Origin of the sequence: Buchnera aphidicola (Pentalonia nigronervosa) (genome assembly GCA_014622685.1) — a bacterium.
Taxonomy (GTDB): domain Bacteria; phylum Pseudomonadota; class Gammaproteobacteria; order Enterobacterales; family Enterobacteriaceae; genus Buchnera; species Buchnera aphidicola_BD.
On the sequence record CP061275.1, the window covers coordinates 563,353 to 579,043 of the forward strand.

Sequence of the window (15,691 nt, forward strand, 5' to 3'; positions counted from 1 at the left end):
TAGTTTATTTTTGTTAGTAAATTTCGACAATTATCAATTATTTGTTTTTAATTATGTTTTCAATCGCTTTTACCTATGAGGCATATGAATGGGAAAAAGTAATAATATGCATGATACGTTAAAAAATCTTTGTCAACACGATCAAAATTTAAATAGTTTTCTTGCAGAGAAATATGTAAAAAAAATAGAACATATCAACAAAATTTTTATAGAGAAAACAATAAGTGCTGTTTTAAAATTGTTTAACTTTAAAATATGTTTAATTTCGTCTTCTATAAAAATAGAGTCTTATGATAAAATAAAAAAATTCGCTCCCTGCAGCATAATAAAAATATTGCCCTTGAATAATCGAGCGTTTATAACATTTTCATCTAATTTTTTTTCTGTATTAATAGAAAGACTTTTTGGAGGTCATGATAATTTTGCGAGTAAAGTAAAGAAAAATACAGATATTACATTATCTGAAAAGTGTATTCGATCAAAAATTATGAAATTAATCATTACAGCTTATTCTAGTGCTTATCATGAATTTTATCCTATAGATTTTATTGATCTGAATGTATCAATGATTTTGAAAAAAACATGTTTTAATTCTAATAAAATTTTCTTAATTAATTTTTTTAGTTTTAATGTTTTTAACACAGAAATTTTTTTTAGTATTTTTGTTCCATTGAGCGCACTTCACAAATTCAATAATATGCAACATATTACAAAAAAAGTAAATGAAAAAATTATAAAAAATAATCTTTCAAGCAATATTTCTTTTGTTGATATACATGATGTTGAACTAAATATTTCTGTGAATTTGATTGATTTTTTTATACCTTGTTCTCAAGTAGAAAATTTGATCAAGGGTAGTGTTATATCAATTGATAAACCTGAAAAAACAATAGCTTATTTAGAAAATAAACCTATATTTTTTAGTAATTATAAAATTTTTCATGAGCGCATTGTTGTTTTTGTGAAAAAATTTATCAAAAAAACATAGTATTTGTAAAAATAAGGAACGTCTTAATGGATAATACAGAAAACATATATGTTCAACAAAAAAAAGACAAAAATAAAAAAAAAATACATAAAGAAATTAATGTGAATAAAAACGATACAAATTCAAAAAAAATAAAACGTGACGATAACAAGAACACGTCTAATATTTTACAAGATCAAAAAAAAATTGTACTGAATACCTCAGCAATAGTACGAGTTGAGTTAGGAAAAACAAAAATTAAGATTAGAGATTTTCTTAATTTATCTATAGGAAGTATGTTAACATTGGATAAGTTAAAACATGAACCGTTAAATATTTTTATTAATAATCGTCTAATTGGATTAGGTGAAATTGTATTTTTAGAAAATGAATATGGTATACGTATTACTAAGATAATGCGTTCTGAAAGTCAATAAATTTTAACATGGAAATGCGTATTTTATGGAAAATAATACATCTTTAAAATCTATATCAAATAATTTTCAAACAATATCAGATAATATACAATTTTCTCATATAGCAAGTTCATTGTCTGAAATAATATTACTAATATTAATTTTAAGCTGGATTGTAAAAAAAATGTCTTTTTTAAAAACATCTTATACAACTACTTATATGCGAATTATAGATAAATTAACCATTGAACCTCATAAATCTATTATTATCATGGAAATACAAAATATAAGATTAGTTTTAGGTGTCACAGAAAAACATATTACGCATTTGTATACATTGTCATCTTTTTTAAAAAACGAAACGGTGAATAAAAAACAAATTGATTTATCATCAAAAAATGTATTTAGCGCTTTTTTAAAGAATTTATTTACATTTCCTTGGAAAAAAACTATGTTTTTGCGAATTGTTTCATTCGTTTTTCTAACATTATTTTGTCCATCAGCATACGCTGAAATATCTGGTTTAACAAGTCATTTAATGCAAGATGGAAGTCAATCTTGGTCTGTTCCTATACAAACATTAGTTTTTTTGACGTCTCTAACTTTTCTTCCTGCGTTTCTTTTAATGATGACAAGCTTTACAAGGATTATCATTGTTTTTAGTCTATTACGTAATGCGTTAGGCACACCATATGCGCCACCGAATCAAGTTTTACTTGGTTTAGCATTGTTACTTACTTTTTTTGTGATGTCTCCGACATTTGATCAGATTTATAAAGATGCTTACATACCATTTTCTCAAGAACAAATGAATATGGAGAATGCAATTTTAAAAGCTTCATTACCCTTAAAGAAATTTATGCTTCATCAGACTCGTGTGCCCGATTTAGAATTATTTTCAAAATTAGCACATATTTCTGGTTTTAAAAGTCAACAGGACATTCCAATGCGTATTTTATTGCCATCATTTATTACTAGCGAATTAAAAACGGCATTTCAAATTGGATTTACTATTTTTATACCATTTTTGATTATTGATTTGGTGGTTGCTAGTGTTTTAATGGCACTAGGTATGATGATGGTGCCGCCGTCGACGATTTCTCTACCTTTTAAATTGATGTTATTTGTACTAGTTGATGGATGGCAATTGTTGATTACCTCGTTAGCACAAAGTTTTAATGCGTAATTTTTTTTATTTTTTATTTTAGTAATAAATTATTATGATAGGTTTTAAATTTATTTAATAAACGGAGATTTTTATGACGCCTGAGTATGTCATGGAATTATTTCATCAATCTGCAAAAGTTGCACTGATCTTATCTGCACCGTTGTTATTAGCTGCATTAATCAGTGGTTTAATTATTAGTATATTACAAGCTGCAACACAAATTAATGAACAAACATTGTCTTTCATTCCCAAAATTATTTCTATTGTAGGAGTTATTGCAATATTTGGTCCTTGGATGTTGGGTGTTATGTTAGATTATATACATAATTTATTTAATAGTATACCGTTAATCGTGAAATAATGATTACATTTAATTCTACACAACTAATTGCGTTAATAAGTAGTTTTTTTTGGCCATTAATAAGAATTTTTTCTTTTTTTTCAACGGCTGTTTTTTTTGACAATAAAATTATTAGTAGAAAGAGTAAAATAATTTTATCTAGTTTGATTAGTTGGTTGATTTTTCCATTTTTACCTACAATTGATATAGAATTATTTTCATGTTTTGGTATAATTACGTGTTTTTATCAAATTTTAATTGGTATTGTATTGGGTTTGACTACACAGTTTATTTTTTCAGCAATTAGTTTATCTGGAGAAATTATAGGCTTGCAAATGGGTTTATCATTTGCAACTTTTTTTAATCATAATAATTACATTGGTGTTTCGATAATATCACGTTTTTTAAATATTTTAATGTTTTGTTTTTTTTTGGCATTAAATGCGCATCTTGACATAATTTCTGTATTAGTTAATAGTTTTAATAGCATACCAATTAATATAGTATTTATTCATAAAAATACATTTTTAATATTATTACAATTTTTTAGTCATATTTTTCTTGATAGTATTATTTTAATTTTTCCGATTATGATTTGCTTATTAGCATTAAATTTTGTCATGAGTCTATTAAATCGTATATCATCTCAAATATCTATTTTTTCTATTGGTTTTCCTTTAAATTTGTTAATTGGTATGTTAATGTTATATCTTTTAATTTCGGATATGTTGCCAATTTTTAAAAATATGTTAATTAAACTGCTGTCTTTATATATTCAGATTTTCTAAAAACGAGTTTTTTCATTATTAGAATTTACATAGTTATATACGTAATAATAATTAAAATGTTTAATTTATCTGTAAATAAAGTATAATTTTTTAAAATTATACTTTATTTTTTTAAGAAAGAGAAAGAAATTTTTTTATTTTAATTTTCCCTCATTATATAAGACATGTTTTCGAATTACAGGATCATATTTTTTAAATTGTAGTTTATCTGGTGTGTTTCTTTTATTTTTAGTGGTTGTGTAATAGTGTCCTGTTCCTGCAGATGAAATCATTTTTATTTTTTCACGATTTTTTTTTGCCATTATTAAAAATCCTTATTTTTTACAATTTATATTTTTTATGATAGATTCAATTCCGTTTTTATCAATAATACGCATCCCGTTTGTTGAAACTCTTAATTTTATAAATCTTTTTTGATCTGGTATCCAAAAACGATGGTCATGTATGTTTGGGGAAAATTTTTTTTTAGTTGCATTCATAGCATGTGATCGATTATTACCAATCATTCTTTTTTTTCCAGTAATTTGGCATATTCGGGACATAATTTTTTCCTTATTTTGAGTTAAAACATATTGAATAATATTTGATGCATCATAAGAATAATAACATATTAAAGAATATCAGTGTTTATAGATATTTTTAGTATTGTTGAATGCATATTGTGATTATTTACAGGTGTTTTATTATTAAAATTTATATTATTTTTTAATAATTGTGTAGTTAAAAGTATATTTTTTGATTTTTTAGTTTAAATTAAATATTTTTTTTAAAATTGAAATATAGAAAAATATCATTTTGATGCCGAATTTGATATAATATGCATTATATTTTTAATTGCTTTGTTTAAAATGAATTAACAATATTTTTTTATAAACTAATGTTAAAATTAAAATAATCTTTTATGAGTGTATTCCAAAAATATTTATCTAAATTTTCTATTTTGATTTCTATTTTTTGTATTTTATTGTTACTATTATTAGAAAGCAATATTGGATTTAAATATATTTTGTATCTTTCTAACTATTGTTTTTTAGATTTAAATATTGACGGTATATCAGGTAATTGGAGAGATTTTAAAATTAAGAGTGTTTATGTTGATCAGCCTGACTTTATTATGAAAGCATCAAATGTACATATACAAACAGATATGAACTCTTTATGTCATATTTCAACAATATTTAAATATATTAAAATAAAAGATTTAATTGTTTTATTTAAAAAAGATAAATTTTTTCCATCAAATAGTAGTATGTCAATTCATTTTTTAAAAAAAAATTCTGTTATTCGAAATCCATTCTATGTAAAGAAAATATACGTTGATAAAATTTTATTGCACTCGAATCAAGGAGAAATGCGATTTTTAAATGTATTGAGCGGAGTAAATGCAGAAAATCACAGTATTACATTATTTCCTACTAAAATAAAAAAAATTAGTGTGTTTTTTTTTCATAAGAACATGCAAAAAAAATTTAAGCATAAAAGTTTATTAAAAAAAAAATATGTTTTTTATAAAAGAAATATATATTTGTTATTAAATTCTATTTTAAAACAGCATAGTTCATTTTTTCCTATTGATATCAATGTCATGTTTGTAAAATGTCAAGAATTAATTTTTTTTAATTATAAAAATGTACGCTTTTCCAGTATTACGTTTACAGCAAAAATAAAAAAAAATGTTTTAAATATTAAGAAAATAAAATTATCTTGTCCATTTTTTAAAATAGAATCGCATGGTTGTTTGACGATTGAAAAAAATTTATCTATTTCATATTTTTTAAAAAATACAGTATTTATATCTGGTTTAAAAAGAAAAAAAATGTATGTTTGTTTCACTGGTAATATATATGATCGTTTAGTATTTCAAATAAAATGTAAAAATTTGTTTAATTTTAGAATTCATGGTGCATTTTTATTGAATTCATTAAATTATCCATTTTTTATCACTGCCAGAAGTCATCATGTACATTTTTCTGAAAATACAGATGTCTTGTTAAATTTTTATCATGTTCATGCTATTTTGAAAGGTGACATAAATAATTATTTTATATTTTTTAAAAATATAATTCATATAAAAAATATACCGTCGATATTAATGCGTGTAAAAGCAAAAGGTAATTTTCAGCATATTTTTTTAAAAGAAATTAATTTTATCCCTATTAAAAATAAAAAATTAAATGACATTCATGTTACACAATTTAAAAAAAATATCGATGATCATGTGTATTTTGATCAATACATGTTAAATATATTTGGAAAAATTAAAATATTAAATAATTTATATCATGGTAATCGTAATATTTTTGTTCCGAAGATATATTTACATGGAAATATTATGGATAAGAAGATGTTGTTGTTAGGTTCGTTAAATTTTAGAAATTTACACTGTATAAATGTTCCAAAAATGAACTTATTTTTTGGAAAAAATCACTTATCTTTGCACGGTTCAGTAAATCATCAATTACATATTAATACCTTTATACATGCTAATCATTTAGAGTATTTTTTTCCAGACTTAAAAGGAATGATAACTGCTGTATCAAATATAGATGGTGTTCGACTACACCCGATTGTGAAAGGTAATATTATAGGACGTAATTTATCTTGGCAAAAGATATATTTAAAACATGTCAATATACGTACAAATATACGTTTAATACATGGATCTTCAGGATATTTTATTTTAAATGCAAAGAATATATTTTTTTCTAAGTTTTTTATTCGTTCAATTTGTTTTCGATCGGTTTGGACAAAGTATAAAAAGCAATTTTCTTTTTTTATTAATAGCCATGTTTTTCGTGTGAAATTAAACATTAATAGTACTTTTAATGTAAAGTCGAAAAATTGGCATAGCATTGCTAAAAAATTAAATATTTATACGTTTTTGGGTAAATGGCATTTAAAAAATTTTATATTTTTTAATAGTCATTATATAAACAAAAACATAATTTATACCAGCAATATTTTTTTAAATAAAATTAGTTTATTTTCGGATTATATATATCAAAAAAAAATGTATTTATTTAATTTTTTTAAACGATCTTCTATTAGTTTTTCAGGTCAATTTTCTGTTGATACTCAATTAAAATGGACGTTTGGCAATGGTGTATCTAATGGAAATATATTTTTAACCGGTGATAATATTAAATTAAAAAAACGAAGTAATAAGATATATCTTCAAAAAAAAATAGATTGTTTAAAGATTGCTATTAATTTTCAGAATAGTAAAATACACACTAATTGGTGGATTAAAAATTTACAAAATATGTCAAAAAAAAGTTATTTTTTTGGGTATTTAGATATTATAGATATTTATAAGAAAAAAAAGATAAATGGAAGAATTTTTTTTACAGACTATTCGGCATCATATTTAAATTTTTTTAATACAAAATTTAAGCATATTAGTGGAATATTTAATAGTAATATTAACATTACTGGTTCACTGTATGAACCTCAAATATTAGCTGATATACATTTTAAAAATATTTTTTTTACGAATCATGATTTGTTAAAATATGTTGCTTTATGTTTCCATTCTTTTTTAAAAAATATAGAAATTTTTAAAATTAATGCAAAAATTTTTCTTAAAAATGGGCACATTGTATTAACATTAAAATCTGGTTTAAATAAAAATCAAAATCTTGAATGGAATATTGTATTTAATAGTAACAAGTCAATAATTGAAATTGTTCCTCGGATTAAATTACATTTCTTTTCACGATTGATTTTACATTATTTTCTTGGAAAATATAGTTTATTAGGATACATAGATTTTCATTTTTTTCATCTAGATATAGATGAAAAAAATTTTGTTATTTAGATTTTTATTTAACGGTATTTTTTAATCTGATTTGAAACATTATATTTTATTTTTATATCGTGTATAGGATTCATGAATTTCGTCTTTCGCTGCTTCGTGATTTCCCCATCCAAGAATTTTTACCCATTTATTGTTTTCTAGGTTTTTGTAATTTTGGAAAAAATGTACAATTTGTTTTTTTAATAAATTAGATATGTCAGATATATTGTTTATATTTTTATATTCTTCACAAATTTTTACATTTGGGACAGCAATGATTTTTGCATCATGTCCTGCTTCGTCATGCATTTTTAAAATACCAATGGGTCTACAATGAATAACTGTATTAGATTGTATCGGATAAGGTGAGGGAACTAAAACGTCTAAAGGATCATTGTCAAGTGATAAAGTTTGGTTAATATATCCGTAATTACATGGATAAAACATTGGTGTAGGTATAAATCTATCTACAAATAGCACACCGGATTTTTTGTCAATTTCATATTTTATAGGATATGAATTCGATGGAATTTCTATTATAACATATATATCATTAGGGATATTATCTCCTGCCTTTACTTTATTGATGCTCACGTTTATTCCTTAAATACATTTCGTATTTTGTAATTTTTCAATTGGTTTGAATATTCTTCTTTAAAATAGATATTTTTAATATTGTATATATTTCAGTGTGTCTTTTAAATATAATTTATTTATATATAAAAAAGTGATTACGTTTTGAAACGTAGTAATTATTTGGATTATAGATGTTTTTTTTATATAATGTTAACATATAAAAATATATGTTTTAAGGATTTTTAAATGCAGTTAATTCAAGATATTTGCCAAGAAGAAAACTTACTTTTAAATATTGCTAAAGAGACACTGAATTTGTCGAAGAATAGAGTAAGCGAAGTTGAGGTATGCATAAAAAAAACAATTGGTATTAGTGTAAATGTACGAAATAGCATCGTTGAAAATATAGCATTTAATAGTGATGGCGCATTATTTATTACAGTGTACAATAAATTTTCTAAAGGTAGTGTATCACTAAAACATTTTAGTGTTGATAGTATTAAAAATATGTTAGACATTGCTATAAATATTTCTAAATATTCTTCTTCTGATTTTTTTTCAGGACTACCAGATGAAAATTTATTGTTTTCCGATGTTTTGGATCTTGATTTATTCCATCCTGAAGAATTAAATATTAAAAATGCAATAAAATATGCTATTTTAACAGAGCAAGAAGCGTTTAAATTTGATAAACGGATTACTAATAGTGAAGGTAGTTTTTTTAGTAATCATCTTACTATAAATATTTTTGGTAATAGTTTAGGTATGCTAGAAACATATAAATCTACTCGTTATTCAGCATATAATTGTGTTATTGCTCAAGATAAAAATTATATGGAAAGAGATTTTGATTATTCAATTTCAAGAAAAACAGATTTTTTAAAATCACCTGAAATTCTTGGTAGAAAATCTGCTGAACGCGCAATTTCTCGGTTAGGTTCGCAGAAAATTCGTACTATGAAATCTCCGATAATTTTTTCATCAGAAATATCTCATATGTTATTTTCACATCTTTTTGACGCAATCCACGGAAATAATGTTTATAGAAGATCTACATTTTTAATTAATGATTTAAATAAAAAAATATTTCCTGAATGGATTAATATTCATGAAGATCCGCATGTTAAACAGGGTTTGGGTAGTAGACCGTTTGATGATGAAGGTGTATCTACGCGTTATAAAGACATTATTAAAAATGGAATATTAAAAACTTGGTTATTAAACAGTTATAATGCAAGAAAATTAAACTTAATTAGTACTGGAAATTGCGGTGATGTTTATAATTGGTTTATTAGTTTTAAAGATATATCTTTTGAAGAATTGTTGAGACAAATGGATAATGGTTTATTAGTTACAGAATTAATGGGTCAAGGAGTCGATATTGTTAGTGGAAATTATTCTCGGGGTGCAATAGGTTTTTGGGTAAAAAATGGAAAAATCGCGCATCCAGTAAATGAGATTACTATATCTGGAAATTTAAGAAATATATGGCGTTCTATTCTTAGCATCAGTAACGATATCGATACGCGTAATGATATTCAATGTGGTTCAATATTGTTAGAAAATATGCAAATTTCTGGTTATTAGATTCAAGTTATGCTGTGTAATTACGAGAAATAAGAAATTGATTATTTTTTTATTTTTAAATTTTTTATACTATTTTAGTAATATTTTATAAATTATGAAGTTGACCTATAAGCCGGGTTCTGTCTTGAACAGTCATTTATCTAGATCAGTAATCACTTACTGATTCAAGCAGCTTACCCAGGTTTTATCAGTACGAGCAATACGTATAATAAAAAAAATGGACCTATATTTAGCTTTGCTCCAGGCGGAAGTTTGCCATGCCAAAATTGTTACCAATTATGCGGTGTGCTCTTACCACGCCATTTCACCCTTACCGAATTTTATGTTTTTAAAGATATAAAATAGGTGGTTTTTTTTCTGTTGCACTAGTCATAAGCTTGCGCTTTCCAGATGTTATCTGGCGCCTTGCTCTATGGAGCCCGGACTTTCCTCTCTTAAATGTTATAAAAAACATTAAACAGCGACTGTTTGGTCAACTTCAAATACAGATTGTAACTTATTATAATATTTTTGTCATGTGGTTTTTTTAACAGCGTATTCATACAAATTGTTCTTTTTAATATTATGTATTTTGCTAGTAATTAAAACAGCTTGTTTCAATGAGCAATGTTCTCTTAACATTAGAAACGTATTTAATACCTTTTTAGATAAACTGACATATTTTTTTTTAAATCCATCAATAATTATAACAAACTCACCTTTGTGTCGATGTTGTTCTTGTTGCAGCCATGTTAGCATTAATGATGCTTGCGTTCCGTATATACATTCCCATTTTTTTGTTATTTCCCGAGCTATTACAATATGTCGATGCTTATCAATTTGTTCTATTATATCTTTTATGCTATTTATGATTCTATATTTTGATTCATAAAAAATTATTGTTCTAGTCTCTTCTTTCAATGAATTTAACAGATCACATCTTGCTTTTTTTTTAATAGGAAGAAAACCTTCGTAACAAAAACGATTCGTAGATATACCAGAAGCGCTTAACGCAGTAATAGCTGCACAAGCTCCAGGAAGAGGTACAATAGTAATGTTGCAAGCGCGACATCGTACGATTAAAATATGACCAGGATCGTTGATATTTGGAGTGCCTGCGTTGGAAACTAATGCAATTATTGCACCTTTTTTTAGTTTTTCGATTATATTTTCACTTTGTGTATGTTCATTATGTTTGTTTAATAAGATCAAAGTGTTTTTAATATCGAAATGTTTAAGTAAAATGTTTGTGTGTTGAATGCTTTCAACAGCTATAGCATCGACTTTTTTTAATATTTTCAACGCACGGTAAGTAATGTCTAATAAATTACCAATAGGCGTCGGAACAATGTAAAGAATACCGGAATGAGATAGCTTCATTTTTTATCCATATATAAATATGATATTTTAATAATATAAAACTTTTTTTTAAATGGTCAATGTTTATGTCTATTTAAAGATCATTTTAGTTAAGACTAAAAAATGATTTTTTTAAATGAATTTTTTAATTTATTTACAACATTGAATATTCATAAAAATGTTATTCTAAAAAGATAGGAAAGATGCATGAAAAGAGTCGTAATTACAGGCTTTGGGATTATTTCGAGTATTGGTAATAATCAAAAAGAAGTACTTAAATCTTTATATCATGGAACATCAGGCATTGAATTTTCAAAAGAAATGAAATGTTTAGGGATGAAGAGTCAAGTTTGGGGCAATATTAAGCTAAAAAAAAAATTGTTATAAAAAATAAAATCTATCGTTTTATGAACGACAGTTCGAAATATGCCGTACTTTGTATGTACGAAGCAATAAAAGATGCAAATTTACAAGATCGAAATTATCAAAAAAATCCTCGTGTTGGATTAATAGTTGGTTCAAGTTTAGGATCTTTAAAATGTTACGCACAAGCTTTGCAACGCAAAAAAAATATGTGCAACATAAAACTTTTCAATCCATATATTGCAATACAAATGATGACTTCAGGGATATCAGCTGTTTTGTCTACTTTATTTAAAATTTATGGTGTTACTTGCTCTGTAAGTGCTGCTTGCTCCACTTCTGCACACTGTATTGGTCATGCATTTGAACTGATTAAGTCTGGTCATCAGGATATTATTTTTGCAGGCGGAGGAGAAGAAGTTAGTTTAGAATCAGCTTGTGTGTTTGATGCAATGAGAGTCTTATCTTCTAATTTTAATGAATATCCTACAAAATCATCGCGTGTTTATGATATCAACCGAGATGGTTTTGTGATTTCCGGTGGTGCTGGAATTATAGTTTTAGAAAGTTTAAATTCTGCTTTATCGCGTACTGCGAATATTTATGGCGAAATTATTGGATATGCTGCTACTTCTGATGGTTTTAACATGGTTACACCATCAGGTGATGGAGCAGTACGTTGTATGCGGTTAGCAAAACAATATAAAAATAAATCTATTGATTATATTAATACACATGGTACATCAACTAAAATTGGTGATATTGTAGAGCTGAATGCAATAAGGACGGTGTTTTCAGATGAAAAAAAACCAATTATTTCATCAACTAAATCAATAACTGGTCATGCATTAGGAGCTTCTGGAGTGCATGAAGTTATTTATACATTATTAATGTTAAAAAACAGTTTTATAGCACCATCAATTAACATTGAAAATTTAGATCCTAGTGCAGAAAATATTAATATTCTACAAAATAAATTAGATATACGTTTTACAACAGCAATGTCCAATAGTTTTGGTTTTGGTGGCGTCAATACATCATTAATTATACAAAAATATGAATAATTTTCAAAAATAATATATATAAAATTTTTTATGCATTGATAATATTACAATAATTTTTAATTATATGGTGATGTAACAATGTAATAGTTTCATCATATTAATTGTATAAATTTAAAAAAACATTATTTACTGATATTCAGTAAAATATATATAATTTATATATATTTTAAAATTATGATGTTTAAAAAAAACTAGAGAAATAAAATTATGAATCAGTTACAAGCATTAAGACAATTTACTACGATTGTTGCAGACACTAGTGACATAGAATTTATTCGCAAGTATAAACCTGAAGATGCTACTACAAATCCATCTTTAATCTTGCAAGCAGTAAGTTTAGATTCTAATCAATATTTTATTAATCAAGCAGTGCAATATGCTAAGAAAAAAGGCGGTGTACATAGCGATAAAATAATTAATGCGAGTGATAAAATATTAGTTGATATTGGATCAGAAATATTAAAATATATACCTGGGTATATTTCTAGTGAAGTGGATGCTCGTTTGTCATTTAATACAGATCAGTGTATTTCAAAAGCGAAAAAAATTATTGATATGTACGAAGAACAAGGTGTATGTCGTACTCGTGTTTTAATTAAATTAGCTTCTACTTGGGAATGTATAAAAGCAGCAGCAGAATTGAAAAAAGATAATATTCTTTGTAATTTAACTTTATTGTTTTCTTTTGCTCAGGCGCGTGCATGCGCTGAATCGGATGTATTTTTAATTTCTCCATTTGTTGGGCGGATTTATGATTGGTATGTTGAAAAAAATTTAATTGCAAAAGATTCCATTGAAAAAGATCCAGGTGTATTATCTGTTTGTAAAATATATGATTATTATAAGAAACATAATTATAAAACAATTATTATGGGTGCTAGCTTTCGTAATGTTCAGCAGATTTTATGTTTATCTGGATGTGATCGATTAACTATTTCTCCGATACTACTAAAAGAATTAGAGTCAAAATATGAAAAAATAGAACGCTGTTTGATTCCGCCAAATACATTTTTAGTGCCATCATCTCCTTTATCTGAAGATGAATTTAGATGGCATCATAATCAAGATTTCATGGCTACTCAGAAGTTATCAGAAGGTATACAAAATTTTTCAAAAGATCAGTTGTTATTAGAAAAAATTTTATCTAAGAATATGTAATTTTTTGAAATTACTAATATATGATATTTTATGTTTTTAAGGAAAAAATAGATGTGTTCAAGAATAGAATTAGCTAATGCAGTGCGTTTTTTAAGTATTGATGCTGTTCAAAAAGCAAAATCTGGACATCCTGGTATGCCCATGGGTATGGCGGATATTTCTGAGGTTCTGTGGAGAAATTTTTTAAAACATAGTCCAAGTAATCCTACTTGGCACGATCGTGATCGCTTTATATTATCTAATGGCCATGGTTCTATGTTGTTGTATAGTTTGTTGCATCTTACTGGATATGATGTATCAATCAATGATTTAAAAAATTTTAGACAAATGGGTTCAAGAACACCTGGTCATCCGGAGCTTCATGAAACTCCTGGTGTTGAAACAACAACAGGACCGTTGGGTCAAGGATTAGCAAATGCTGTTGGTATGGCAATTGCAGAAAAAACATTAGGTGCATATTTTAATCGCACAAATTATGATATTGTTAATCATTACACTTGGGTGTTTGTAGGTGATGGTTGTTTGATGGAGGGAATTTCTCACGAAGTTTGTTCTCTAGCTGGAACTTTAAAACTTGGTAAACTTATTGTTTTTTACGATAAAAATGGTATTTCAATAGATGGGAAAACTGCTAATTGGTTTACAGATGATACAAAAAAACGTTTTCAATCATATAATTGGCATGTTGTAGATAATGTTGATGGACATAATGCACAATCTATAGAAACAAGCATAAAAGAAGCAAAATTAATAGATGATCAGCCATCAATTATTATTTGTAATACGATTATCGGTTTTGGTTCTCCTAACAAAGCAGGAACAGCAGATGCACATGGAGCGCCTCTTGGGGAAAATGAAATTCAACTAACGCGAAAAAAATTACAGTGGCAATACTCTGAATTTAACATACCTAATAAAATATATCATAAATGGAATTGTGTTAAAAAAGGTTTAAAATTAGAAAAAACATGGAACAAAAAATTCTCAGAATATCAACTGAAATTTCCAAAATTAGCTTGTGAATATTTAAGAAGAATAAACAAAGAATTACCTTTAGATTGGAAAAAAAATATTAAAAATTATATTAATTTATTACATGAAAATACGCAAAATATTGCTAGTCGACAAGCATCGCAGAATATTTTACAAGAACTGAATAAATTATTGCCAGAGTTAATAGGCGGATCGGCTGATTTATCTCCGAGTAATTTAACTATGTGTGAATTATCTAGTTCTATCAAAGATAACTTATCTGGAAATTATATTCATTATGGAGTGCGTGAATTTGGAATGACAGCTATAGCAAATGGTATATTTAATCATGGTGGTTTTATTCCATATACTTCAACATTTTTAGTATTTGTTGAATATGCTCGCAGTGCAGTTCGCATGGCTGCTCTAATGAAAACACAACATATTTTTATCTATACTCATGATTCTATTGGATTAGGTGAAGATGGTCCTACACATCAACCTATAGAGCAATTGTCTAGTTTGAGAATAACTCCAAATTTAGATGTTTGGCGACCAAGTGATCAAATAGAAACAGCAATTGCCTGGAAATGCGCAATAGAACGTCAAGTAGGACCGACTGCATTGATTCTATCGCGTCAAAATCTTTATCAGTTATCTCGAGATGTAAAAAGTATTAATAATATTTCTTATGGTGCATATGTGCTATATGATTCACCATCGCCTCTTGATATTATTTTTATATCAACTGGATCGGAACTACAAATTGCTTTAACTGCAGCACAAGAAATTGTTTCATTAGGGTATTCTGCGAGAGTAGTATCTATGCCATCAACTAACGTATTTGATAGACAAAGTGATGCTTATAAAGAATCTATTTTACCGTCTTATGTAACTAAAAGAGTTGCAATTGAAGCAAGTATAGAAGATTTTTGGTACAAATATGTTGGAATAAATGGATTAATTATTGGTATGAAGACATTTGGCGCATCAGCTCCTATTGATAATTTATTTAAAAAATTTGGTTTTACTGTTGATAACATAGTAAATAAATCAAAATTTTTTTTAAAGACTTAATGTAAATTAAATACTTTTGAATAGTTATGGGGTTGATATTTATAACCCCATGTATTTTATATTCAAGCATGTACAGTTACA

13 protein-coding genes, 1 other RNA gene and 1 pseudogene are annotated in these 15,691 nt (G+C 26.0%); 10 read left to right on the plus strand and 5 right to left on the minus strand.

What is annotated here, in order from left to right; all coding sequences use genetic code 11:
• Positions 1 to 88: 88 nt before the first annotated feature.
• The 5 genes from ICW73_02515 (at position 89) to fliR (ending at position 3,679) form a co-directional block, all read left to right on the plus strand.
• Complete coding sequence (locus tag ICW73_02515; protein QNS01823.1) at positions 89 to 988, plus strand: FliM/FliN family flagellar motor switch protein; 900 nt, start codon at positions 89 to 91, stop codon at positions 986 to 988.
• Between the two features lie 26 nt (positions 989 to 1,014).
• Positions 1,015 to 1,404 (plus strand): FliM/FliN family flagellar motor switch protein, encoded by a 390-nt coding sequence (locus ICW73_02520; protein QNS01824.1) that lies wholly within the window; start codon positions 1,015 to 1,017, stop codon positions 1,402 to 1,404.
• A 25-nt stretch (positions 1,405 to 1,429) separates the two neighbouring features.
• Positions 1,430 to 2,569 carry a flagellar type III secretion system pore protein FliP gene (gene fliP, locus ICW73_02525; GenBank protein ID QNS01825.1) on the plus strand — a complete coding sequence of 380 codons (1,140 nt, stop codon included), beginning with the start codon at positions 1,430 to 1,432 and terminating at the stop codon, positions 2,567 to 2,569.
• 73 nt (positions 2,570 to 2,642) lie between these two features.
• Complete coding sequence (gene fliQ, locus ICW73_02530; GenBank protein QNS01826.1) at positions 2,643 to 2,912, plus strand: flagellar biosynthesis protein FliQ; 270 nt, start codon at positions 2,643 to 2,645, stop codon at positions 2,910 to 2,912.
• Positions 2,912 to 3,679, plus strand: a complete 768-nt coding sequence (fliR, locus tag ICW73_02535) for a flagellar biosynthetic protein FliR (GenBank protein QNS01827.1) — start codon at positions 2,912 to 2,914, stop codon at positions 3,677 to 3,679. The genes fliQ and fliR overlap by 1 nt, the downstream gene beginning before the upstream one ends.
• A gap of 134 nt (positions 3,680 to 3,813) precedes the next feature.
• Here the strand turns inward: fliR and rpmG are convergent, their stop codons facing one another.
• Both rpmG and rpmB read right to left on the minus strand, forming a co-directional pair.
• A complete protein-coding gene (gene rpmG / locus ICW73_02540) occupies positions 3,814 to 3,981 on the minus strand; it encodes a 50S ribosomal protein L33 (protein QNS01828.1) in 168 nt (55 codons plus the stop codon).
• Positions 3,982 to 3,993: 12 nt separating this feature from the next.
• Positions 3,994 to 4,221 (minus strand): 50S ribosomal protein L28, encoded by a 228-nt coding sequence (gene rpmB / locus ICW73_02545; protein ID QNS01829.1) that lies wholly within the window; start codon positions 4,219 to 4,221, stop codon positions 3,994 to 3,996.
• 359 nt (positions 4,222 to 4,580) lie between these two features.
• Between rpmB and ICW73_02550 the strand changes: the two genes are divergently transcribed.
• Positions 4,581 to 7,496, plus strand: a complete 2,916-nt coding sequence (locus tag ICW73_02550; protein ID QNS01830.1) for a hypothetical protein — start codon at positions 4,581 to 4,583, stop codon at positions 7,494 to 7,496.
• A gap of 39 nt (positions 7,497 to 7,535) precedes the next feature.
• Here ICW73_02550 and ppa read toward each other — a convergent pair whose 3' ends face one another.
• On the minus strand, positions 7,536 to 8,069 hold the full coding sequence (gene ppa, locus ICW73_02555) for an inorganic diphosphatase (protein QNS01831.1): 534 nt from the start codon (positions 8,067 to 8,069) through the stop codon (positions 7,536 to 7,538).
• A 228-nt stretch (positions 8,070 to 8,297) separates the two neighbouring features.
• Here ppa and pmbA point away from each other — a divergent pair, with 228 nt between their 5' ends.
• Complete coding sequence (pmbA, locus tag ICW73_02560; protein ID QNS01832.1) at positions 8,298 to 9,638, plus strand: metalloprotease PmbA; 1,341 nt, start codon at positions 8,298 to 8,300, stop codon at positions 9,636 to 9,638.
• 92 nt (positions 9,639 to 9,730) lie between these two features.
• On the opposite strand, the gene rnpB is transcribed toward pmbA, so the two are convergent.
• Both rnpB and rsmI read right to left on the minus strand, forming a co-directional pair.
• Positions 9,731 to 10,118: RNase P RNA component class A (gene rnpB, locus ICW73_02565), an RNA gene on the minus strand.
• Between the two features lie 33 nt (positions 10,119 to 10,151).
• Complete coding sequence (gene rsmI, locus ICW73_02570) at positions 10,152 to 10,997, minus strand: 16S rRNA (cytidine(1402)-2'-O)-methyltransferase (protein QNS01833.1); 846 nt, start codon at positions 10,995 to 10,997, stop codon at positions 10,152 to 10,154.
• Positions 10,998 to 11,183: 186 nt separating this feature from the next.
• Between rsmI and ICW73_02575 the strand changes: the two are divergent.
• The 3 genes and pseudogenes from ICW73_02575 to tkt all read left to right on the plus strand — a co-directional run bounded on the left by ICW73_02575 (position 11,184) and on the right by tkt (position 15,610).
• Positions 11,184 to 12,403 (plus strand): annotated as a pseudogene (locus ICW73_02575) (beta-ketoacyl-[acyl-carrier-protein] synthase I).
• A 207-nt stretch (positions 12,404 to 12,610) separates the two neighbouring features.
• Positions 12,611 to 13,561 carry a transaldolase gene (gene tal, locus ICW73_02580; GenBank protein ID QNS01834.1) on the plus strand — a complete coding sequence of 317 codons (951 nt, stop codon included), beginning with the start codon at positions 12,611 to 12,613 and terminating at the stop codon, positions 13,559 to 13,561.
• Between the two features lie 51 nt (positions 13,562 to 13,612).
• A complete protein-coding gene (tkt, locus tag ICW73_02585) occupies positions 13,613 to 15,610 on the plus strand; it encodes a transketolase (protein QNS01835.1) in 1,998 nt (665 codons plus the stop codon).
• Positions 15,611 to 15,691: the final 81 nt, after the last annotated feature.

What these genes read in the sequence shown, in the direction of transcription:
- rpmB (QNS01829.1), bottom strand. Translation starts at nt 4,221, where the DNA reads ATGTCCCGAATATGCCAAATTACTGGAAAAAAAAGAATGATTGGTAAT.
- rsmI (QNS01833.1), bottom strand. Translation starts at nt 10,997, where the DNA reads ATGAAGCTATCTCATTCCGGTATTCTTTACATTGTTCCGACGCCTATT.
- ICW73_02550 (QNS01830.1), top strand. Translation starts at nt 4,581, where the DNA reads ATGAGTGTATTCCAAAAATATTTATCTAAATTTTCTATTTTGATTTCT.
- fliR (QNS01827.1), top strand. Translation starts at nt 2,912, where the DNA reads ATGATTACATTTAATTCTACACAACTAATTGCGTTAATAAGTAGTTTT.
- pmbA (QNS01832.1), top strand. Translation starts at nt 8,298, where the DNA reads ATGCAGTTAATTCAAGATATTTGCCAAGAAGAAAACTTACTTTTAAAT.
- rpmG (QNS01828.1), bottom strand. Translation starts at nt 3,981, where the DNA reads ATGGCAAAAAAAAATCGTGAAAAAATAAAAATGATTTCATCTGCAGGA.
- fliQ (QNS01826.1), top strand. Translation starts at nt 2,643, where the DNA reads ATGACGCCTGAGTATGTCATGGAATTATTTCATCAATCTGCAAAAGTT.
- ICW73_02515 (QNS01823.1), top strand. Translation starts at nt 89, where the DNA reads ATGGGAAAAAGTAATAATATGCATGATACGTTAAAAAATCTTTGTCAA.
- fliP (QNS01825.1), top strand. Translation starts at nt 1,430, where the DNA reads ATGGAAAATAATACATCTTTAAAATCTATATCAAATAATTTTCAAACA.
- tal (QNS01834.1), top strand. Translation starts at nt 12,611, where the DNA reads ATGAATCAGTTACAAGCATTAAGACAATTTACTACGATTGTTGCAGAC.
- tkt (QNS01835.1), top strand. Translation starts at nt 13,613, where the DNA reads ATGTGTTCAAGAATAGAATTAGCTAATGCAGTGCGTTTTTTAAGTATT.
- ICW73_02520 (QNS01824.1), top strand. Translation starts at nt 1,015, where the DNA reads ATGGATAATACAGAAAACATATATGTTCAACAAAAAAAAGACAAAAAT.